The 21690-nt window shown below is 63.3% G+C and carries 24 protein-coding genes; all 24 read right to left on the reverse strand.

Annotated elements, in window-relative coordinates:
- Nucleotides 1-15: 15 nt before the first annotated feature.
- Nucleotides 16-945 (reverse strand): malate dehydrogenase, encoded by a 930-nt coding sequence (gene mdh / locus VGH98_09865; protein ID HEY2376266.1) that lies wholly within the window; start codon nucleotides 943-945, stop codon nucleotides 16-18.
- 87 nt (nucleotides 946-1032) lie between these two features.
- A complete protein-coding gene (gene moaA, locus VGH98_09870) occupies nucleotides 1033-2016 on the reverse strand; it encodes a GTP 3',8-cyclase MoaA (protein ID HEY2376267.1) in 984 nt (327 codons plus the stop codon).
- Entirely contained in the window at nucleotides 2013-2465 is a 453-nt protein-coding gene (locus VGH98_09875; protein ID HEY2376268.1) for a molybdenum cofactor biosynthesis protein MoaE, read from the reverse strand. The genes moaA and VGH98_09875 overlap by 4 nt, the downstream gene beginning before the upstream one ends.
- A gap of 1 nt (nucleotide 2466) precedes the next feature.
- The gene (gene moaD, locus VGH98_09880; GenBank protein HEY2376269.1) at nucleotides 2467-2709 is read right to left on the reverse strand and encodes a molybdopterin converting factor subunit 1; all 243 of its coding nucleotides are present in this window, start codon (nucleotides 2707-2709) and stop codon (nucleotides 2467-2469) included.
- A gap of 98 nt (nucleotides 2710-2807) precedes the next feature.
- Nucleotides 2808-3146, reverse strand: a complete 339-nt coding sequence (locus VGH98_09885; GenBank protein ID HEY2376270.1) for an HU family DNA-binding protein — start codon at nucleotides 3144-3146, stop codon at nucleotides 2808-2810.
- Between the two features lie 91 nt (nucleotides 3147-3237).
- Nucleotides 3238-4353, reverse strand: a complete 1116-nt coding sequence (gene carA / locus VGH98_09890) for a glutamine-hydrolyzing carbamoyl-phosphate synthase small subunit (GenBank protein ID HEY2376271.1) — start codon at nucleotides 4351-4353, stop codon at nucleotides 3238-3240.
- A gap of 14 nt (nucleotides 4354-4367) precedes the next feature.
- Nucleotides 4368-4781, reverse strand: coding sequence for a preprotein translocase subunit SecG (gene secG / locus VGH98_09895; GenBank protein HEY2376272.1), 414 nt, complete (start codon nucleotides 4779-4781; stop codon nucleotides 4368-4370).
- 68 nt (nucleotides 4782-4849) lie between these two features.
- Entirely contained in the window at nucleotides 4850-5596 is a 747-nt protein-coding gene (gene tpiA, locus VGH98_09900; protein ID HEY2376273.1) for a triose-phosphate isomerase, read from the reverse strand.
- Nucleotides 5593-6810: a phosphoglycerate kinase gene (locus VGH98_09905; GenBank protein HEY2376274.1), complete on the reverse strand. Its 1218-nt coding sequence runs from the start codon at nucleotides 6808-6810 to the stop codon at nucleotides 5593-5595. The genes tpiA and VGH98_09905 overlap by 4 nt, the downstream gene beginning before the upstream one ends.
- Before the next feature lie 73 nt (nucleotides 6811-6883).
- Nucleotides 6884-7900, reverse strand: coding sequence for a type I glyceraldehyde-3-phosphate dehydrogenase (gene gap, locus VGH98_09910; GenBank protein ID HEY2376275.1), 1017 nt, complete (start codon nucleotides 7898-7900; stop codon nucleotides 6884-6886).
- Nucleotides 7901-7918: 18 nt separating this feature from the next.
- Nucleotides 7919-8446, reverse strand: a complete 528-nt coding sequence (locus VGH98_09915) for a phosphoribosyltransferase family protein (GenBank protein ID HEY2376276.1) — start codon at nucleotides 8444-8446, stop codon at nucleotides 7919-7921.
- A gap of 233 nt (nucleotides 8447-8679) precedes the next feature.
- A complete protein-coding gene (aroE, locus tag VGH98_09920; GenBank protein HEY2376277.1) occupies nucleotides 8680-9483 on the reverse strand; it encodes a shikimate dehydrogenase in 804 nt (267 codons plus the stop codon).
- Nucleotides 9480-9950: a low molecular weight protein arginine phosphatase gene (locus VGH98_09925; GenBank protein ID HEY2376278.1), complete on the reverse strand. Its 471-nt coding sequence runs from the start codon at nucleotides 9948-9950 to the stop codon at nucleotides 9480-9482. Before VGH98_09925 ends, aroE begins: the two co-directional genes overlap by 4 nt.
- Before the next feature lie 4 nt (nucleotides 9951-9954).
- A complete protein-coding gene (locus tag VGH98_09930) occupies nucleotides 9955-10635 on the reverse strand; it encodes an L-threonylcarbamoyladenylate synthase (GenBank protein HEY2376279.1) in 681 nt (226 codons plus the stop codon).
- Nucleotides 10632-11360 (reverse strand): 2-C-methyl-D-erythritol 4-phosphate cytidylyltransferase, encoded by a 729-nt coding sequence (gene ispD, locus VGH98_09935; GenBank protein ID HEY2376280.1) that lies wholly within the window; start codon nucleotides 11358-11360, stop codon nucleotides 10632-10634. The genes VGH98_09930 and ispD overlap by 4 nt, the downstream gene beginning before the upstream one ends.
- Nucleotides 11357-12760 (reverse strand): DNA repair protein RadA, encoded by a 1404-nt coding sequence (gene radA, locus VGH98_09940; protein ID HEY2376281.1) that lies wholly within the window; start codon nucleotides 12758-12760, stop codon nucleotides 11357-11359. The genes ispD and radA overlap by 4 nt, the downstream gene beginning before the upstream one ends.
- A 131-nt stretch (nucleotides 12761-12891) precedes the next feature.
- The gene (gene dnaB / locus VGH98_09945) at nucleotides 12892-14298 is read right to left on the reverse strand and encodes a replicative DNA helicase (protein ID HEY2376282.1); all 1407 of its coding nucleotides are present in this window, start codon (nucleotides 14296-14298) and stop codon (nucleotides 12892-12894) included.
- Complete coding sequence (locus VGH98_09950) at nucleotides 14249-15172, reverse strand: uracil-DNA glycosylase (protein ID HEY2376283.1); 924 nt, start codon at nucleotides 15170-15172, stop codon at nucleotides 14249-14251. The genes dnaB and VGH98_09950 overlap by 50 nt, the downstream gene beginning before the upstream one ends.
- Nucleotides 15159-16370, reverse strand: a complete 1212-nt coding sequence (gene coaBC, locus VGH98_09955; GenBank protein HEY2376284.1) for a bifunctional phosphopantothenoylcysteine decarboxylase/phosphopantothenate--cysteine ligase CoaBC — start codon at nucleotides 16368-16370, stop codon at nucleotides 15159-15161. Before coaBC ends, VGH98_09950 begins: the two co-directional genes overlap by 14 nt.
- Before the next feature lie 21 nt (nucleotides 16371-16391).
- On the reverse strand, nucleotides 16392-16607 hold the full coding sequence (locus tag VGH98_09960; GenBank protein ID HEY2376285.1) for a DNA-directed RNA polymerase subunit omega: 216 nt from the start codon (nucleotides 16605-16607) through the stop codon (nucleotides 16392-16394).
- A gap of 33 nt (nucleotides 16608-16640) precedes the next feature.
- Complete coding sequence (gene gmk, locus VGH98_09965; GenBank protein ID HEY2376286.1) at nucleotides 16641-17273, reverse strand: guanylate kinase; 633 nt, start codon at nucleotides 17271-17273, stop codon at nucleotides 16641-16643.
- A complete protein-coding gene (locus VGH98_09970; GenBank protein ID HEY2376287.1) occupies nucleotides 17270-18133 on the reverse strand; it encodes a YicC/YloC family endoribonuclease in 864 nt (287 codons plus the stop codon). The genes gmk and VGH98_09970 overlap by 4 nt, the downstream gene beginning before the upstream one ends.
- 49 nt (nucleotides 18134-18182) lie before the next feature.
- A complete protein-coding gene (locus VGH98_09975) occupies nucleotides 18183-20129 on the reverse strand; it encodes a hypothetical protein (protein ID HEY2376288.1) in 1947 nt (648 codons plus the stop codon).
- Between the two features lie 59 nt (nucleotides 20130-20188).
- Nucleotides 20189-21664: a leucyl aminopeptidase gene (locus VGH98_09980; protein ID HEY2376289.1), complete on the reverse strand. Its 1476-nt coding sequence runs from the start codon at nucleotides 21662-21664 to the stop codon at nucleotides 20189-20191.
- Nucleotides 21665-21690 lie beyond the last annotated feature (26 nt).

The following is a 21690-nucleotide window of genomic DNA, read 5'->3' on the forward strand; positions in this document are numbered from 1 at the left end:
CGCCGTTCCAGCCGATTAAAGCTTCACGGCTTTCATCGGCTCGCGAACGGCATCGGCACTCTTCGCGAGCGCGGCACGCTCCTCGGCGGTGAGCTGCACTTCGAGAACGCGCTCCAATCCGCGGCGGCCCAATTTGCACGGAACACCCAGAAAGAGGCCCTTCATGCCATATTCGCCCTCGAGCCATGCTGCGCATGGGAGGACGCGCTTCTGGTCGTTGACGATCGCTTCGACCATCTGCACTGCGCCTGACGACGGTGCGTAGTACGCCGAGCCCGTCTTGAGGTACTTCACGATCTCCGCGCCGCCGTTGCGCGTGCGATCGACAATCGCATCCAGCTGCGAACGTTCGATGAGTTGTGTGACGGGTATGCCGCTTACCGTCGTATAGCTGATCAACGGCACCATCGTATCGCCGTGGCCGCCGAGCACCATTGCCTGGATGTCGCGGACCGAGACGTCGAGCGCTTCGGCGAGAAACGCGCGATACCGTGCCGTGTCGAGTACGCCAGCCATGCCGATAACGCGCTCACGCGGGAAGCCCGTCACCGCCTTCGCGACGTAACACATGACGTCGAGCGGATTGGAGACGACGATGACGATCGCATTTGGCGAACTGCGCTTGATCTGCTGCGAGACATCCTTGACGATACCGGCGTTCGTGTTGAGCAAATCATCACGCGACATGCCGGGCTTTCGCGCGATGCCGGCGGTAATGACGACCACCTCCGAGCCGCTCGTCTCGTCGTACCCGTTCGCACCGATCACGCGGGAGTCGAAGCCCTCGATCGGCGCCGATTGCCACTGATCCAGTCCCTTCCCCTGTGGAATGCCCTCGACGACGTCGACCATGACGACGGTGCGGGCGAGCTCCTTCTCGGCGATACGTTGCGCGGTCGTCGCGCCCACGTTGCCGGCGCCGACAACCGTAATCTTGTTGACCATTTCGATCGCTTGTTGATGAGTTGAATAGGTCGTGCGAGACGAAACCTATTCAGTTCGCGGGGCAGGGTGTAGCTCGTTGCGACTCGCCTATCCACCCACCTGCGACAGCGCTCGCAGCCCGCCCACGCGCAACTGCAGCAGCGCATGCTCCTTCGGCTTCTCCGCGAGCGCGCGACGGAAGTACGACTCGAGCGGCTCATCGGCGCGCAAAGGCGTGCGGAGGTCAACTTCGTGATCGCCGAACAGACACGTGCGCAAACGCCCGTCGGCAGTGAGTCGCACACGGTTGCACGAACCGCAGTACGTGTGTGTCATCGGTGTGATCACGCCAATGGAGCCAGGAGCACCAACGAAATGATAGTATGCCGCGGGCCCGTTGCCGCGTGGCGGACCACCGCCTGGCTCGAGCGATCCGAGCACCGACGCGCGCTCGAGCACTTCCTCACTCGGCACGATGTGCTCGGCGGTGAGCTCGCGTAGTCCCCCGACCGGCATCAGCTCGATGAATCGCACGTGCCATGGATGATTGAGCGTGAGACGCGCGAAGTCCATGATCTCATCGTCGTTCACGCCGCGCATCACGACCACGTTCAGCTTGATTGGTCCAATGCCGGCTGCTTCCGCGGCGCTCGCGGCGACGATTGGATCGAAGCCGAGGTCGCGTCGCGCAATTGCCGCGATGCGCTCGGGCCGCAAGCTGTCAGCGCTGATATTGACGCGATCAAGTCCGGCCGTGCGAAGCGACGTCGCGAGCTCAGGCAGTCGCACGCCGTTCGTCGACAGTGCGATGTCCTCGACTTCCGGGATCCCGCGCAGCATCTCGATCAGGCGCGGCAATGCGGGCCGGATTGTCGGCTCGCCACCCGTTATGCGCAGCCGCCGCAAGCCAAGCGGCGCGAGCTGCGCGACGACCTGATTGATCTCCTCGTAGCTGAGAATGTCGGCCTTGGGCAACCACGTGAGCCCTTCGACAGGCATGCAGTACAAGCAACGGAAATTGCAGCGATCGGTCACCGAGATACGGAGATACTCGATGCTTCGGCCGAACTGATCGCGAAGTGTCTCGCTCACCGATCCTCTCCGGCATCGACGAGTTGTGCGTCGCCACTCGTGGCACGCACCCACTCTCGCGTTCCATCGACGTATTGCTCGCGCTTCCAGATGGGAACGCGGCGCTTCAACTCCTCGATGACATAACGCGCGGCGTCGAACGCAGGTCCGCGGTGTGGATGCCCCACGGCGATTGCCACGCTGCATTCGCCGAGCGCCACCTCGCCCAGTCGATGCTCGACGGCGATGTCATTGCTCCCGGCGAGCGCGGCCGCTTCCTGTACGATCCGTCCGAGCTCGCGCTCGGCCATCGAGCGATATGCCGTGTACTCGATGCCTGTCACGTCGCGTCCGTCATTCACGTCACGCACGGTGCCGAGGAACAGCAAAGCGGCGCCGTTCGACTTGCGGCTCACGCGCTCCAGGATTTGCGAGACGTCGATGGCCGTATCGATGATCGCCGAGTACACCTCAGCCTCCTGCAACTGGCGGAATCAAGGCCACTTCGTCGCCCTCGCGCAGTTCGTGATCACGTGTTGCGTACTCCTCGTTCACTGCCACCATTGGTGCAGCAGGCAGCCTCTTGGCGTCGCCCATTGCACGCACTCGATCTATGACGTGTCGCACCGTCGTGCCCGTCTCGACGTCGAGCTCGATCTCTGATCGGCCGACAGCGTCGGCGTACGAAGCGAAAAGCAGAACCGTGATGGTCATAACGGAGAACCTCTACATCCTACGCCGGCGCGAAACAATGGGAAAGCAGCAAAACAAAAAGCCCGGCGCGTGCCGGGCTCAAATTGATGTCGCACAACTCACTGCGCTATTTCCTCTGCCTCGTCCTCGATGTCGTTCTCCTCAACGCCGGCGACCATCGCGCGCAACTCCTTCGATGGCTTGAACACGGGAACGGGACGCGCGGAAACTTCGACAGGCGAACCGGTGCGAGGATTGCGCGCCATGCGCGTCTTCCGGTGCCGGATCTTGAACGTGCCGAAGCCGCGAACCTCGATGTTCTTCTGGCTCTGCAGCGCCTCTTTGATGGCGTCGAGAAAGGCATCGACGACGCGCGCGCAGTCCTTCTTCGAAATCATCGGACCCGCCGTTCGGGAGATCTGTTCAGTGACTCTCTCGACCAGGTCAGCTTTGGTCATGAAATGTGCCTCGTGTTAGCGCGCCGTTCTGCACCGGATGCTTGCCGAACTTATCGCCGTTAACTCTTGTGTGTCAAGAGTTTGTACCACTTCACGCCGACTGCTTTCTGACCACGTCGAGAAATTGATTGAAGAGCGGACGAGCGTCATGTGGTCCGGGGGCAGCTTCGGGGTGGTATTGAACGGCGAAGATTGGAAGCTCCCGATGCCGCAGCCCTTCGATCGTGCCGTCATTCAGGTTGACGTGCGTGACTTCGAGTTCCGAAACGCCTTTGATTCCCGCCTCGCTCCCCTGTACCGCAAAACCGTGATTCTGCGACGTGATGAGCACTCGACCCGAAGCGAGGTCGCGTACCGGATGATTGCCGCCGCGGTGCCCATACGGCATCTTCACCGTTCCGGCGCCGTATGTGAGACCAATGATTTGGTGCCCGAGGCAGATCCCGAACAGCGGTACATCCTTCGATGCAATCTCTCGGACAATGCCCGGAGCATACTCCACCGCCGCCGGATCTCCCGGCCCATTCGAGAGGAATACGCCATCGGGATCGAGCTCCAGCGCTTCCTTTGCAGACGTCGTTGCAGGAACGACTGTCACGCGACATCCATGGTCGCTGAATAGCCGCAGAATATTGCGCTTGATGCCATAGTCGTAGGCGACGATGTGCCAGCGCGATTGCGGGTTGCCCCACTCATAGCGCTGGCGAGTCGACACGCGCGAGGCGAGGTCCAGTCCCTCCATCGAGGGGCACGCATCGAGCGCTGCCATAGCCTCGACGTCAGGTGAGTCGCCAGCGCCAATCACGCCGCGCATAACCCCGGCGCTGCGCAGGTGCTTCGTCAACCGCCGCGTGTCGACGTTCTCGATGATCGGGATCTGCCTCTCACGCAGCCACTCGCCGAGGTCACCCTCGGCCCGCCAGCTCGAGTAGTTCTTCGAGAGCTCGCGCATGACGACTCCGGCGATCTGGGGCTGCGCCGATTCTGGATCGTCGTCGTTGACCCCATAGTTGCCGATCATCGGTGCGGTCATCACGACGATCTGTCCTTGATACGAGGGGTCGGTGAAGACCTCCTGATACCCGCTCATGTTCGTCGTGAAGACGACCTCGGCGACCGTTGGCTGCGCAGGAGAGGAGAGCGTGCCGTGAAAAAGGGTTCCGTCCTCGAGGAGAAGGAACCCTGGCACTTCGGACCGTTGGGTCACTGAGTGCTCACTCGTTATGGCTTTTTCGCCGGTGCCTTCGTGCCCTGGTTCGGCGTAGCTGGTGAAGGCTGCGGCGCGGGCGTCAGAGGTACGACCGGAGCTTGAGTCCCAGCATTTCCAGGATTCGCCGGCGCCGTCGGCGCGGGGACATTCGGAAAAGCCTGATCGAGCACCGACCGCGGTGCGCGGCTCCGCGATGATGCGAGCGAGAGAAGAAATGCGAAGAAAAGAAAGAGCCCTCCGCACCACCAACTAGCTTTCGTGAGGAGATTGCCCGTTTGACGCGTTCCAAAGAGCGAGCTTGCGGAGCTACTCACACCGCCGAATGTGGCAGCAAGGCCTTGACCCTGGCCGCTCTGAAGCAGGATGGCAAGGATGAGAACAAGACTATCGATTATGAGGAGCACCATCAGGAGAGTGTACAGCATTTTGCGAGAGACTCGAGTGTGAGGCGGGCGGTGTAAGCTTCAAATATCACTGGACTTAGCAGCTTCCGTCAAGTGCGACAAATCTCAGCCCAAGCTTCCGGATCGAGACAGGCGCTGCCGACGAGCAGCCCATCGACGCCATCAGCGCTCAAGAGTGATTTCGCGTTCCCACGATTGACGCTGCCGCCGTAAAGAATCGGTGTCCGATCGGCGTCGGCTTTCGGGTTCTCCCGCAGCGTCTGACGAATGACGCGATGCATCGCCGAGGCATCGGCCGGCGTCGCGCTCCGCCCCGTCCCGATCGCCCAGACCGGCTCATACGCGATGATGAGATCTGTCTGCGCCGCGAGCTCGTCCATTCCCACCGTCAGCTGCTCGACGACGATTGCCTCGGCGTCACCCATTTCCCGCTGATCGAGCGTTTCGCCGATGCAGAGGACGGGAGTAAGTCCGAAGCGCGCGGCGACGACGGTCTTTCGAGCGGCTTCGACGTTCGTCTCGGCGAAGATGTGCCGTCGCTCCGAGTGGCCGACGAGCGCCAGTCGCGCGCCCGCGTCGCGCGCCATCGGAGCCGAGTTCTCGCCGGTAAACGCGCCTTTTTCCTGCGTCCAGATGTTCTGAACGCCGAGCAGGATGTCGCTGCGATCGGCGCGTGCATCACGGACAGTGGTCAGCGAAAGTGCCGGCGGGAAGAGCGCGACGGTGCGATCGTCGTGCGGTGCGAAGAGGCGCAGAAAGGCCGCGATATAGGCACGGGCCTCAGTCGGCCCGTGATTCATCTTCCAGTTCGCGAAGAAGAGCGGTCGTTTCATCATGCGGCTCGACTGCCTCCTCCTGGCCGATCGTCGAGCGCAGCGACGCCGGGCAGCGTCTTGCCTTCGAGCAACTCGAGCGATGCTCCACCGCCTGTGGACACGTGACTCATCGCACTATCGAGTCCGAGCTCGGCGACGGCCGCGGCAGAGTCGCCGCCACCGACGATAGTTGTCGCACCGCTCTTCGTCGCCCTGGCCATCGCTTGCGCGACTGCGCGAGTGCCGGCGTCGAATGGTGGCTTCTCGAACACTCCCATCGGGCCGTTCCAGACGACGGTCTTCGCGTCACCAATGATCTTCGCGAAGGCCTTCGCGCTCTCGGGGCCGATGTCGAACATCCCTTCGCCGCTCGGAATTGCCTCGCGGTTAACGGCGTGCGCGTGTACGCCGTCGTCGAGCTTGGGCGCCACGCAGGCGTCCACCGGAAGCTCGAGCTTCTTGCCGCCGCGCGAGAGCAGTTGCTTCGCCATGTCGACGCGATCGGCTTCGACGAGCGATTTACCAGTCTCTAAACCCATCGCCTTGAAGAACGTGCAAGCCATCGCCCCGCCGATGATCAAGCGATCAACCTTCGGCAGCAGGTTCTCGATGACGTCGATCTTTCCGGAAATCTTCGCGCCCCCGAGCACCGCGACGAACGGTCGCTTCGGATCGGCGACGGCGGCGCCGAGATATTGGAGCTCCTGCTCCATGAGCAAACCCGCAACAGCGGGCTTGAGGCAACGGGCAACGCCTTCCGTCGACGCGTGTGCGCGGTGCGCGGATCCGAACGCGTCGTTCACGTAGAAGTCGCCGAGTTCCGCGAGCGCGCGCGATAGGCGCTCGTCGTTTGTCTCTTCGCCGCCGAGAAATCGGGTATTCTCGAGGAGCACGACGGGCGGTCCCTTCTTCGTCGCCTTCATCGCTTCGTCCGTGTCCGTGCTCTCCACAAATTGCACCTGTTCGTTAGGCATCAACTCCTGGAGACGACGCGCGACGGGCTCGAGCGAGTACTTCGCCTCGGGTTTTCCTTTTGGTCGGCCGAGGTGAGAGAGCAGGATGACGCGCGCGCCCCGATCGCGCAGATACTTGATCGTCGGGAGCGCGGCGCGAATGCGAGTATCGTCGCCGACACGACCATGCTCGTCGAGCGGCACATTGAAATCCACGCGAACCAGAGCGCGCTTCCCGCGCAGATCCGTATCGCGTAAGTCGCGAATGGTTTTCTTATTCATGTAGAATGGGGCCAGGGACGAGGGTCTAGGTTGGGGCTTTCAATTCTAGCCCCTATGCCCTAGCCCCTAGCGATTAATCGCCTAACTGACGACCAACGAAGCGCAGCAGATCAACGCATCGGCTCGAGTAGCCCCACTCGTTGTCGTACCAGCCCGACACCTTCAACAACGTACCATCCACGACATTCGTGCTCTTCGCGTCGAAGATGCACGACGCTGGGTTGCCGATGAAATCGGACGAGACGAGTTCCTCCTCGGTGTACTCGAGAATGCCCTTGAGCGCACCGGATGCCGCGCTACGGAACGCATCGTTGATCGCGTCCACCGTCACCGGCTTTTCAACGACCACCGCAAGATCCGTCAACGAGACGTCAGGTGTCGGAACACGAATCGCGATGCCGTCGATCTTGCCTTTGAGCTCGGGGATCACGAGCGACGTCGCTTTCGCCGCCCCCGTCGTTGTCGGAATGATCGACATCGCCGCCGCCCGCGCGCGGCGCAGATCCTTGTGTGGCAAATCGAGCACATTCTGATCGTTCGTGTAGCTGTGGATCGTGACCATCGACCCTCGCACGAAGCCGAACGCGTCGCGTATCACTTTCACCATGGGTACCAGACAATTCGTGGTACACGATGCATTCGAGATGATCGCGTGCTTTGCCGCGTCGTACTTCTTCTCGTTGACGCCGAGCACGATGGTGATGTCCTCTCCTTTCGCCGGCGCAGAAATAATCACCTTCTTTGCGCCGCCGTCGATGTGCTTCCTTGCGTCGCTCGCGTTCGTGAACCGACCCGTTGATTCGAGGACAATGTCGATACCCAAATCGCGCCAGGGCAGCTTCCCCGGATCCTTTTCGGCGAGCACTTTGATCGGTTCGCCATCGATGACAATCGAGCCGTCGCGTGCCGCGACATCGCCCTTGTACGTGCGGTGCACGGAGTCGTACTTGAATAGATGCGCAAGCGTCTTCGTGTCGGTGAGATCGTTCACGGCGACGAACTCGAGGTCGCTCTTCCCTGATTGCTTCGCCGCGCGAACAACCTGACGTCCAATCCTGCCAAAGCCGTTGATGCCGACGCGAATGGCCATCCCGATCTCCTCGTTCTGTTAGAGTCGATCGCCGATTGCCGGCGCCCGACCAAAGGTGACGTAACTGATCATGCGAACGCCGGCCTCGTGGAGCACGGCCGCGCACGCGTTGAGTGTCGCTGCGGTCGTCACGACATCGTCGACGAGGACGACGTGCGCTCCGCGCAATGTCGTTCGCGCCGCTGCTGTCGCCGAAAACGCGCCATGTACGTTCCGCACTCGCTCCTCCGGTGTCAGGCGCGTCTGCGTTTGCGTCGAGCGGGATCGCACCAGCATGTCGCAGCGCATCGGCACCTTCCACAGCGGCGCGAGCGCACGCGCCAAACACTCACTCTGATTGTAACCACGCTGGCGCTGTCTGGAAGCGGCAAGCGGCACCGGCAACAATGCAGCACGCTCTTCGATCACATCGACGGGCCAGTCGAGTCGCGCCATTCGCTGAGCGGCGCCCTCGGCGACGCGAGACCAACCCTCATATTTGAGTGAGTGGACGATGCGCTGTCCCGTGTCAACCGTCGCCCAGCAGACGCTGCGGGCCGACCTCACGTATGGCGGAAGGCTCGCACACCAGCGGCAAGCGTGACCGCTCGCTGGATGCCCGCAGCGCGAGCAGCGCGGCAGCGGTAGGAGGCGAAGGCGCGCCCAACATCTGCCGCAGATAATGCCTGGCTCGGCGGCATCGACGGCTCGCCCGCAGCCGGCGCAATGAATCGGGAGTACGAAGTCGGCGAGCGCCGAAAGGGCAGCGCGCGCCGACCTGAGCCGATGCGCGAGGGCGCCTAGCGCACCGCCGACCACATGGCGTCCCGGTCGGGCGGAAATCCAAACCACCGCTCGAACGCGGCAGCACCCTGCTCGATGAGCATTACGAGACCGTCGCGCGCGCGAAGTCCGCGAGCACGTGCAGCACGGACCCACGCCGTTTCGCCACGACGATAAACGAGATCCAATACGGCAGCGTCGGCACGGAGCGCTTCCGGATCGATCGGCAATTCGTCATTGCGCAATCCAACGGAGGTCGCATTCACGACAAGATCGCTCTCGCTCGCCAATCTCTTTGGATCACTCACGGTCGCCACGGATGAAAATCGCGCACAAAGCGCGTCGGCCCGGCTCGCGGTGCGGTTGCTGACGAGCGTGCGACTATGCGGCCACGCCGACACGGCGGCGACGACCGCTGCCGCGGCGCCACCGGCGCCCAGCACGCCGACGGTGAGTTGGCTCGGCTCGCGATCGAGCAGCTGGCGCACTGCGGCATTGAAGCCCTCAACGTCGGTATTGTCGCCGACAAGTTCACCGCGCTCGAACCAGAACGTGTTCACTGCACCGACTTGCTGCGCGACCGACGTGAGGCGGTCACACGACTCGTACACCTTTTCCTTGTACGGGATGGTGACATTGCCCGCGGCGCCGTGCGCGGCAAGCTCCTCCAGCGTGTCGTCGAGCGCGCTGGCGGGTACGTCGAGCGTCTCATAGCGAAGCGGAAGCTTCGCCTGCTCGAGCGCGGCGTTCTGAAAGAGTGGCGAGAGTGAATGTCCGAGCGAACGGCCGAGCAGGACTAGCCGCCCCGGCCGCTTGATCACGTCGTCCCCGACGAGCGCTCCGCCATGATTCGATCCATTACGCGCCGGATCTCCTCCTCCAGCTCGTCGGTCGTCGCGCGATAGACATCGAGCTCGGCGCCGACCGGATCGCTGATCGGTCGCACCGACGCACCATACGACGCGAAGTCGGACAGTAGGTACGACTTGCCGCTCCCTCCAAGCGCTTCGATACGCTCGAGGTGATGCGGCCCCATCGCGAGAATGAGATCGGAGCTGGTCACCAAATCACGGCTGAGAGACTGCGCCCGATGGCTGCTCAGATCCATGTTGCGCTCCATGCCGACGAGCAGCGATCCATCGGAAGCCGGCGCCCCATCCCACGCGCTCGTTCCCGCGCTGGACACTTCGACATCCTGGAGCCCGCGCTCGATACTGATTTTGCGCGCGATCGCTTCCGCCAGCGGGCTGCGGCACGTGTTGCCGGTGCAGACAAACAAAACCTTCATCCGATCACGCGTCTCCAATCAGGTTGGGCACACTGTCACGTAATACCGCGGCCGGAATTGCTCCAGGACGAATGACTCGCGCTCGACGACCCGTGCAATCCACGACCGTAGACGGCGGGGATGGTGTCAATCGTCCGCCGTCGAGTACGCGAAGCTGTCCCCGCGCTATCGCATCGCCCCACTGCGTAAGAATTTCTCCCGCTGAAGTAGCTGGCGGAACCCCCGGGCGATTCGCGCTCGTCGAAGTGATCGCGTCGCCGTGGGCGCGGATCAGACGCGAAATCCCAAGATGACTGGTCCAGCGGACTGCGATGCCGCCTTCGGGACCGCGTAGTCTTTCCGGTACCCGCTTCTCGCCGCCGGGAACAACAAGTGTCAACGGCCCAGGCCAGTGGCGTGCGGCGAGGTTCGCCGCATAACTCGGGAGTGCCAGATCGAGGCGCTCGAGCATATCGCTTCCAGCGACGAGCAGAAGAAACGGCTTTCCCGGTGGACGGCGCTTCATCTCGACCAGCGCGTCGACCGAGTCCCGATCGATGGCGCCCCCGAAGCCGTAGACCGTCTCGGTTGGATACGCGAGCACACGACGCATATCGAGGTGCGCGAGCGCAAGACGCAGCGCCGACATGACTTCTTCGGCCGACCAGAATGGCACGGCAAGCGCGTCGCGGCGCAGCGCCGTCACTCGGTCGACCTCGCGAGCGCCTCGATCCGCGCGAAGTCTTCCTCCTCGGTGATTTTCAATGCGCGCTCGCTGCCGCGCACGACAGCGACGTGAATGCCGAGGCGCTCGCAGAGCGCGGCGTCGTCCGTCGTGGAAAGCTTGGCTTTCGCGGCCTCCCGATGCGCGCGCACGATCACCTCGCGCGGAAATCCCTGCGGTGTTTGGGCGCGCCACAGCGAGGAGCGATCGAGGGTGCGCGTGATGCGATGAGACGCGTCGACTTCCTTGATCGTATCGGTGACGGGCAGCGCCGCAATCGCCGGTTCGCCACTCCGAACGTGATGGACGACGCGATCGATCGTCGCATTGTCCACCAGAGGCCGCGCCGCATCGTGAACGAGCACGATGCTCGCTTCGTCAGGCAGATCGTCGAGACCGTTCGCGACCGACGCCGTGCGCGTCTCGCCACCGGGCGCGATCATCAGCCGGCTGATATCGCACTGAAAGATCCATGGCGGCGGATCGCCTGCATAACGATTCGGTAACACGCAGACGACGCTCACGACGTCGGGTCTGGACATAAAGGTCTGAAGGCTGTGGAGCAGCATCGGCTTGCCCGCGACCCAGCGCAGCTGCTTGAGCTCTCCGGCCCCCGCTCGCGTACTTGCGCCCGCGGCGACGATGACGACGCCGATGTCGCGATGAGCGGACTCGGGCGAATGCGTGGCGTCCCCGGCGCCGCTCACGCGAAGAGGCGCTGAAATAGATCGGCGATGGTGCGGACGCCGATCACCTGCGTCTCGCGTGTCGCCGCGACTCGCTTCGGCACGCCGCGCTCGGCGACATACACACGCGTCATGCCCATGTTCGCTGCTTCGGCAACGCGTCGCTCGATCTGAGAAACCGGCCGTACCTCACCGCCCAGCCCCACTTCACCAACGAACACGGCATCTGCCGGCAAGGGACGCTCGTAGACACTCGAAGCCAACGCCGTGGCGACGGCGAGATCGCCGCCCGGCTCCTGGAGCCTAACGCCGCCCACCACATTCAAGAAGACATCGAGCGCGGCGAACGAGAGACCGGTGCGCTTGTCGAGCACCGCGAGCAAGAGGGCAAGGCGACGACCATCGTAACCTGTCGCGACGCGTTGCGGCGTGCCGAAACCTGCTTTCGCCGCGAGCGCCTGCACTTCGATCAGGACGGGGCGCGTTCCCTCGAGCAGCGCGGTGATCGCGCTGCCCGACGCGTGGCTATTGCGATCGCCAAGGAAGAGCTCCGAGGGATTCTGCACGGGATCGAGTCCGGTTTCGGACATGCGAAACACGCCGATCTCGTCGACGGAACCGAAGCGATTCTTGGTCGCGCGAAGCACCCGGTGATCCAATGTGCTCTCGCCCTCGAAGTACAACACGGTATCGACGATGTGTTCGAGGGTCTTCGGTCCCGCGATACCGCCGCCCTTGGTGACGTGGCCGACGACGAACACCGTCGTCCCGCTCTCCTTTGCGAAGCGCATCAGCCGCGCGGCGCACTCGCGAACTTGCCCGACGTTGCCCGGTGCGCCCTCGAGATCGGCGGTGAAGATCGTCTGAATCGAATCGACGATCAGCGCCGACGGCGATACTGCACTCGCGGTCGCGAGTATCGTCTCGAGATTCGTCTCGCTCAGGAGTTCCACATCCCCTGCGTCGCTACTCAATCGGTCGGCGCGAAGCTTCACCTGCAACGGCGACTCTTCGCCCGAGGCGTACAACGCGCGATGTCCGCTTCCCTGCAGTTGGGCTGCGACCTGAAGCAACAGGGTCGACTTGCCGATGCCTGGCTCGCCGCCGATCAGGATCATCGAGCCGGGCACGATGCCACCACCGACGACGAAATCGAACTCGTCGAGACCCGTTTTCCAGCGTTTCGCCTCCGAGCCGCTGACGTCGCGCAAACGAGGAGTCGTTGCGACGCTTCCACCCTCACCTAACGAGCGCGCGCCGCCGATCCGGCGCGCGGACCCACCACTCGCCACCGCGACCTTGGGCGCGACCATCTCTTCGACGAGGGTGTTCCATTCACCGCACGTATCGCAGCGCCCCTGCCACTTCGAGTACTCGGCGCCGCATTCGGCGCAGCGGTAGACGGTCTTTGTCTTGGCCATGTCTTGGTGCGCGACGGACGAGGGTCTAGGGACATAGGGGCTAGGTGCCGACCCTAGGCTCTAGCCCCGAGGCTCTAGCCCCTAGGCTCTAGGCTCTAGCCTCTAGCCTCTAGCCCCTGGGCTCTAGCCCCTCACTGATCCTGCGGCCGCTTGGAGTAGTTCTCAAACCGCGTGTACTGCTTATGGAAATGTAGATTGACGACGCCCGTTGGACCGTTGCGCTGTTTGCCGACGATCACCTCGGCTTTCCCTTCGAGCGAGTTACCGTCCCTGTCCACGGGACCGTCGTACATCTCCTGCCGGTACAGGAACATGATCAGGTCCGCGTCCTGCTCGATCGCGCCAGACTCGCGGAGATCCGATAGCTGCGGGCGCTTGTGCTCGCCAGTGCGTTGCTCCGGCGCACGCGAGAGCTGGGACAGCGCAATTACGGGAACGCTCAATTCCTTCGCCAACGCTTTGAGCCCGCGCGAGATCATGCTGACTTCTTGCTGCCTGCTTTCCGAGTTGGAAGGTCCTTGCATGAGCTGCAAGTAGTCGACGATGACCATCTTCACTCCCGACTCCGCCTTGAGCCGGCGTGCCTTTGATCGCATCTCGAGCAGGGTGATGCCCGGCGTGTCGTCGATCCACACCGGTGCCGAACTTAGTATGCCCGCCGCGCGCGCGAGGCGCGGAAAATCATCGTCACGGAGCATTCCCTTGCGAAGACGCTGCGCGTCGATGCGCGCTTCTGCTGTGAGCATTCGCTGAACGAGCGATTCCTTGCTCATTTCCAGCGAGAAGAAGGCGACCGGCACCTGATCGACGATCGCAGCGTGCTGGGCGACGTTGAGGCAGAACGCGGTCTTTCCCATCGATGGACGCGCGGCGACGATGACGAGATCGGCCGGTTGGAAGCCCGACGTCAGGTCGTCGAGGTCGTTGAAACCGCTGGCCACACCCGTGACCGTGTTACCGCCGTGCTGGAGCGCCTCGATCCGCTCCATCGTCGGCCACAGCAGCTCCTTGATGCGCGTGAAGCCTTCGCGTGCGCGTGCCTGCGCGACCTGGAAGATCTTTGCTTCCGCGTCGTCGAGCAGCTCGAAGCTCGTGAGCTGGCTCTCGTAAGCTTCCTGCACGATGACCGTCGAGACTTCGATCAATCGGCGGCGGAGGGCCTTTTCCTTAACGATCTGCCCGTGGTAATCGATATTCGCCGCGGTCGGCACGACGTCGACGAGAAAGCCGACGTAATCCTTGCCGCCTGACGACTCGAGCTCACCGCGACGTGACAGTTCCTCGCAGAGCGTCAGTGGATCGACGACTCCGCCGCGTTCCGTAATCGCGACCATCGCACGGAAAATCCGTCGATGACGCTCCGCGTAGAACATCGTGTCGTCGACCGTCTCCGTGGCGCGCAGGACCGCATCCTGGTCCATGAGCATCGCGGAGAGGACGGCCTGCTCCGCGTCCTCGGAGTAGGGGGGACGACGATCGCGATAGGGATCACGCGCCGCTGAGGGCGCGATCGAGTATTCGACGGGCGAGCTGGACATCTTCCCAGGTGGGGCGCTTCCAAGCGGGATTTCTGAGAAGCGCGGCGGGGTGATACGTGACGATCAGGGGAACCCCATAATAGCGATGAATCTGTCCCCGCAGCTTGCCAATGGAAAGTTTTGTGTCCAACAGCGTCTGCGCCGCGAACGTGCCGAGCGCGACGAGCACCTTCGGTCGAATCAACTCGATTTGACGTACCAGATAAGGGCTACACGCGGAAACCTCTTCGGGACGCGGGTTTCGGTTTCCCGGCGGCCGATGTTTGAGCACGTTGACGATGAAGACGTCTTCACGCGAAAACTTGATGGCCGCCAAAATCTTCTCGAGCAGCTGACCTGCCTGCCCAACGAACGGGCGTCCGGTTTCGTCCTCGGTCGCGCCTGGAGCTTCGCCAACGAGCATGAAGTCCGCGTTGGGATTCCCTTCTCCGGGCACGGGATTCTTCGCCGTTGCATAGAGGGGACAACGGGTACACGTCGCAATCGCCTTCTCGATTGAATCGACCGTGTCCAGACTCGGACCGCCCGAGCCGAATAGATCGCGCGAGGTCGTTCCCACGACAATTCCTGCTGGCGCGAGCTGGCCTCCGACCTCGGGCGTCGAGGCGGGAATGCCGCGATCTGCGGATGGTCGCCCTCCTTTTTTGTTTGGCTCGGCTCCCGCGGCGCGGAGCGCGGCGCGCCAGTCGTCGGGCGGAGAGTTCTCCGGCTGCCTAACGTCGCTCGGCTCGAAAGCCTGCTTCGCTGCCGGCTGACGGGCTCCCACGATCCGGAGTGCCTCCTCGACGCTGAGAGCGTCGAGCACGAGCTCACGCTCGCCGAGCTCGCGGCGCTGCTCCAGATATCGGCGTAACTGCTCTCTAGGATCGGTCACGAATGAGCTTCTCCACCCGATCGAGGATCTCATCGGCGACGTCATCCTTCGACAGAAGGGGAAGGACTTCATCCTTTCCGTCGCGACCGATGAGCGTCACGCGGTTCGTGTCGACCTCGAAGCCCGCGCCGGGCTCGCGCGCGTCGTTGACGACAATGAGGTCGAGCGCTTTTGCGTCGAGCTTCTCTCGCGCGCCGCGGACGACGTCATCCGTCTCGAGCGCGAATCCAATGATCACCGCGTCCTTCGCGCGTGCCTTACGAGTGCTCGCGAGAATATCCAGTGTCGGCGTCAGCGCGACCGATTTTGGTGCCGACTTCTTCTTGATCTTCGACGGCGACGGTTGCTCCGCGCGAAAATCAGCGGGCGCCGCGGCCATGATCAGTGCTTCTGCCTTCGGCAGCTCCTGCTCGACCGCTTCCGCCATCTCCTCCGTCGTCTCTACTTCACGTGTGGCGACGCCGACGGGCGCGCTCACGCTCATCGGACCGGCGATCAGCGTGACATCGGCGCCTCGACGCCAGGCCGCAGCCGCGATCGCGACACCCATCTTGCCGCTGCTGCGATTCGAGATGAAGCGCACGGGATCGATCGCCTCGCGCGTCGGGCCGGCCGTAACGAGAATGCGCCGATCGCGCAGCGATGAATCGGTCTCGAGGAGCCGCCCGACGTGTGCGAAGATCGTCTCCGGCTCGGGCATCCGTCCCGGACCGCTTCCCTCACCGGCGGCGAGCATTCCTTCTTCTGGTTCGAGAATCCGATAGCCGAGAGATTCGCGCAGATGCGAGACGTTTTCTGCCGTCTGCCGGTGCGCCCACATTGCATCGTTCATCGCCGGAACGATGAGCACCGGCGCCTTGGTCGCCAACAGTACGGCGGACAACAAGTCACCTGCCTGACCGGCCGCGGCGCGCGCGATGAAATCCGCGGTCGCGGGTGCAACGACGATCGCGTGCGCCTCGCGGGCAAGTTTGATGTGATCGAGCGCGCGGCCGGCGTCGAAGAGACCGGTGTGCACCGCGCGCCCGGTGAGCGCCTCGAACGTGACGCGGCCAATGAACTCCGCGGCGCCGGCTGTGAGCACGACGTCCACTTCGGCCCCAGCCTTGCCTAACAAGCGCGCGAGCCACGCCGACTTGTAGCTCGCGATGCCGCCGGTGACGCCAAGCAGGACGCGACGCCGGTCGAACGGCCGCATTGGCGAAGGCGGGGTGACGCGCTACTCCGCGCGGCGGCGCGGCACCACGCGATAGACGATGCTGCCCGTCGCCAGCTCCTCCATCGAACGCGTGGTCAGCTTCTTCTCGCGCGTCGACGACCGATCGCGGGGGAACTCGTTGAGCACGCGCGCGTGCTTCGCGGCAATGAGCACGCCGAGATACTTGTTCGCCGCCTTGTCCTTCCCGACGAGATCACTGGGAGTAAAAACGCGCATTGATGACTCTCGCTGAATAAATGAAAAAAACGCTCAATTCCGTAATTCACGTTCCAGACGCTGCACGAGGGCCGAGACCTGATGTCTCAACCCTGACACGCGCTCGCGTCGTAAGACTTCCGCATCGATGATCGACGACACCCGCGCGACTGCTTTGGACAGGTCGTCGTTGACGACCACGTACTGGTACAGATCGACTGCCTGGAGCTCCTGAAGTGCCGACTGCAATCGCCTCGCCAGCTGATCCGGCGACTCCGTTCGACGCTGGCGCAACCGCTCCAGCAATACTTCCGCCGACGGTGGCAGGACAAAAATCGTCACAGCTTGCGGAAACGCTCGAACTAACTGCTGCGCTCCCTGAACGTCGATGTCCATTACCACGTGCTTCCCCGCCCCGAGAACCCGCTCGATCTCCGACCGCAACGTGCCGTACATATTGTCGTGCACCTGCGCCGATTCGGCGAATTCGCCGTGGTCGCGCCGACGCTCGAAGTCCGTATCGGAGAGGAAATAATAATCTCTCGCGTCCACTTCTCCGACCCTTGGGGCACGAGTCGTACACGAAACCGAGTACCCGAGGTCCGATCGCTTCTGGAGCAGTTCCCGGGCGATCGTCGTCTTCCCGCCGCCGGACGGCGACGAAAGGATGATCGGGAACGGATTCACTCCAGATTCTCCACCTGCTCCCGAATCCGCTCCAACTCCTCCTTGATAAGGAGCACGTCCTGGAGCATCGCGGCGTCGTTCGCCTTGCTCCCGGTCGTGTTCGCTTCTCGCAACAACTCCTGAAGCAGGAAGCCGAGCCGCTTACCTACCCCGTCGCTCGGAGCGCTTTTCAGCGCTACCCGGAACGCGTCACTATGGGAGCGAAAGCGTGAGACCTCTTCGCTCACGTCCAAACGATCGGCGAGAATCGCGATCTCTTGCGCGAGTCGCTGGTCATCCAGCGTCACTCCACCTGCCAGTTCCTGAACCGCCTGCCGCAGACGATCGCGTTGTTCCACCAGCCGCGTCGGTGCCCGCGCTGCGATCCGGTCCACCGCCTCTTCGATGAGCCGCAGTCGCTCCAGGACGTAGGCCGCGAGCCGCTCGCCCTCCGCTACGCGCATCGCGTCGAGCGCCGACACCGCACGTGAGACAATGTCAACGAGCTCCTGCGCACTGCCCGCGGCTTCCGCGCCGTTCTCATGCGATCCCAGAACGTCTGGAAGACGCAGAATCGTTCCAACGTCGAGCGTCGGCTCGAGGGCGTAGCGCTGCTGCAGCCCCCGCAGCTGCTCGACATACGCCGCGAACCGCGCCTCGTCGATGCGTCCTTCCGCTTGCTCGCGTGCGATGCGCGCGATGAGCGTGACGTGACCTCGACTCACGCCGCGCCTCAGCGCGTCGCGTACGTCGCCTTCCCACTTGCCGAATTCCGACGGAAGCTTGATGGAAGGATTGAAGAACCGGTGATTGACGGATCGCACCTCGACGGCAACCAGCGCCCCGCCGACCTCACCTTCCGCGGATCCGAACCCGGTCATGCTCCGTATCATCGGCAAGCGCCTAAGATGTGCGCTGACAACAACCTTGTCAATTCCAGAACTCCCAGCGCACACCGTAGAACTGGTTCAGCCGCGGCATCAGGTAGCCAGGCACGAGCTCGTACGGCTCGCCACGAATGTCCCGGAACTGATACGTGAAGATCGCACTCACGATCCGGATCTCGAGGTGAAAGTTCCAAACTCGTGAATCAGGCACCGGGATCGCCTGGAAGGCGTTTGCCGTGGTGTCGAACGTCGGAAACAACGTTCGCGATCGGTACTCGTGCATGATCGACGCGAGGATGCTGAAGTTTCCACTCGGGAAGCGACTCAGCCAATTCGTTGAGAGATAGACTTCCGTGCGTGCCTGGTACTGCGGGCGGTAAAAGCCCGCCGAGTCGTTCCAGCGAACGCCGAACGCCTGCATGCGGAGCGCTTTGTAGATCGTCCCGTTGATCTCGGCCATGTAGCCGGTGGCTGGTGTGCCTTCGATCGCGACGTACGGGCGGCCGAACACCCGAGGAGGAACGAGCAACGTGCTATCCCGCCGGATCACGCCTCCTCCGAGCCACAATCCGCCAAAAAGGCGAAGTGCTGCCTCGCCACGAAGAAAGTTTGTCGTGCTGCTCGAGTCGGGTGATTGCCGGTCCTTGCTCGTGCCGGCCGTCGCGAGGACGCTCAGGAACGGCAGCGGCGTTAGGCGCCCGGTGACCTCGGCCCGATTCAGCGAGTCGGGTCCCATTCCCTCGGCGAACGCCGAGACGGAGAGCGGGCCGGTAACGAACTCCACGCGGCCCGAGGGCGTCCAGAGCGTCGGCGCCTTTGCTCGTTTCGTCAGGATAGACGTTAGGCAGACGGTGCACGGAGGTATCGGCGGCGACAAGTTGAGATCGCCGACGCGGTATCGCTCGGCAGCCTCGAGGCGCAGCGGGCCGAGCGTGAGGCCGCTCGATAGTACGTACTGAGCGCGAAAGCGAGTCGTGTCCTTCTCGCGCGTATCGCCGCTCGACAGTCCGAGTCCATTGTTCGATTGATGCGAGATCGTGTAGCCCACCGAGCTGGCCATTGCCTGCATCCATGGGCCCTGCTCAGGGTCGCCATAGCCAAGGCGCAGATATGCATCGGTGCGTGTTGCCGTGAGCGCTGGCACGCTGTCGACCGCTTGCGTGCCGCGAATCGTCTGCGGAGTGATCTCGCCTCGATTGCGGCTCGTGTGCAGCGCGAAGGCATCGAAGCTCCAACCGCGCTTCGCCCAACCAAGTCGGCCGAGTAGCGAAAGCTGATCACTGCTCGGGCTGACGCGGCCCGGTGGTGTCGTGCCGTATTGCTGTGCGCCGACCTGAACACCTTCTCCTCCGCCGAAGCGCTTGCCAAAGTAGCCACGGTAAAGGTTCGTCTGCTGATCGCCGGTGCTGATGTCCGTGCGCGTGTACGGCGTCGTGTGATCGACACGCCAGGTACGTGTATAGACGCGAACCTCCGTTGCGCCCCACTCGATGCGCAGCTCCTCGAGTGTCCAGAGCTGCACCTCGGTGAGGTCGAGCAAACCGCTCGTGCGCTCGTCGACCTCGTCGTATTCGACGCCATCGAAGAAGACGCGGACGCGCCTGACGTCTCCAAGATACGAAGACATCATCGGCGACGCGATCCAACCGGACCTGAGCCCGGTGATGCCGGGAATGCGGTCGAGAAGATCTTGCAGTGTCACTGCGCCGCTCGCGAAGAGCGCCGCCTTGTCGAAGACGAGTGTCCGCCCGATCGCGAGCGGAACGGGCATCGGGGCGCGTGTATACGGCGGCTGAATCGAATCGCGAACGGGCGGTTTCGGACGAATCGAGTCGCGTTTCGCGAGTGAGTCGCGCAGCAGAGAATCCGGCGTCGGCCTCGCGGGGATTTTGATCGCCGCCGAATCGCGGCCGGCCGAGTCACGTTTGACACGCGAGCTGTCGCGCTTCGCGCGCGTCGTGTCGACCTGTGCCTCCGCGGTGCGGTGCAAAATGGCCCCGACCGCCAGGCCGAGGCCGATCAGCAGCAGAAGCCGTCGCGCGCGTGCGATCAGCGCGTCCTTCCCCGCACGAATTCGACGAATGTTCCCACCGGGACGCCCGTCGGACCTCGTGGAATCGTGCCGAGATCTGATTCCGTGTACGCCGTCCCGGCGACGTCCAGATGGACCCAGGGATACTCCTCGGCGAACTCCCTCAGGAACAGCGCGGCCGTGATCGTGCCCGCCGGACGTCCGCCCGAATTCTTGATATCGGCGACATCCGACTTGATGAGCTCTTTGTAATCGTCCCACAACGGCAGCGGCCATCCCGGTTCCCCAGCGCGCTTCCCCGCGTCGAGCACTTCCTGCACGAGTGCTTCGTCGCTTCCCATCACCCCCGTCGCCGTGTGGCCTAACGCGATGACGCAGGCGCCCGTGAGCGTTGCGGCATCGATGACCGCCGCCGGTTTGTAGCGCGCCGCGTACGCCAACACGTCAGCCAACACCAAACGTCCTTCGGCGTCGGTATTGATGATCTCTATGTACTTGCCATTGCTCGCCTGCACGACATCGCCCGGCTTTACCGCCGTTCCCGACGGCATGTTCGTCGTCGAGCCGATGAGACCGACGACGTTCACCGGCAATTGCAACCGCCCGATCGCTTCCATTGCTCCGAGAACGCCAGCCGCGCCGCACATATCGAACTTCATCCATTCCATCCCCTGCGCCGGCTTGATCGATATACCCCCCGAGTCGAAGCAAAGTCCCTTTCCGACGAGACCGACGGGTTTGTCGTTCGGTTTTCCGCGACGGTGCTCGAGGACGATGAGCTTCGGCTCCTGCGGCGTGCCTTGAGCGACGCAGAGAAAAGATCCCATCTTCTCGCGCTCCATCTCCGCCCGGCCCAGAACCGTGACTGTCATTCCATGGCGCTGAGCAATCTCGCGGGCGGTGTCGGCGAGGTAATCCGGCGTGCAGATGTTCCCGGGCAACATCCCGAGCCGGCGCGCCAGCGAGTGACCCTCACCAATCGCGCGACCGGTGGCAACGCCACGTTCGGCCGCCGGCCCGTTCCCGAGGATGAGCGCTTCCTCGAGGGAGTCGCGCACGTCCTCGACGGGCGGCGGAGTTTTGAGCTCTTTGAAGTCCCACGCGCCGGCGTTCAACCCCACGGCGACCGCTTCGGCTTCGGATTCGTTCAACGCACCGGCGTAGACGGCCATCCGTCGCACGCCAAGCCGCGATGCCTGCCGGGCGGCGAGCGCGGCGCCGCGACGCAGCGATGCGGCGCGGTCTTCCGCCTTCCCGATGCCAACGAGTAGCAGGCGCTCGACGCCTGCCGCGGCGCTCGACAGGTGCAACTGCTCGTCGCGAGCGCCCCGGAATTCACGGCGATCGAGTGTGCGGCGAAGAATTCCGCCAAGCCGGCGGTCGAGGGAGTTGAGTGCATCATCAACACCGGCGCTCGACGGGAGGGCGAGAACGAGCAACGGCGTGTCGAGCGCGCCAAAGTCAGCGGCGCGCACCGAGAGGGCGAGACTCATGTAGTGAGAACGAAGTGAGAGGAGCG

The sequence above is a fragment of the Gemmatimonadaceae bacterium genome (genome assembly GCA_036496605.1).
In the GTDB taxonomy this organism is placed as follows: domain Bacteria; phylum Gemmatimonadota; class Gemmatimonadetes; order Gemmatimonadales; family Gemmatimonadaceae; genus AG2.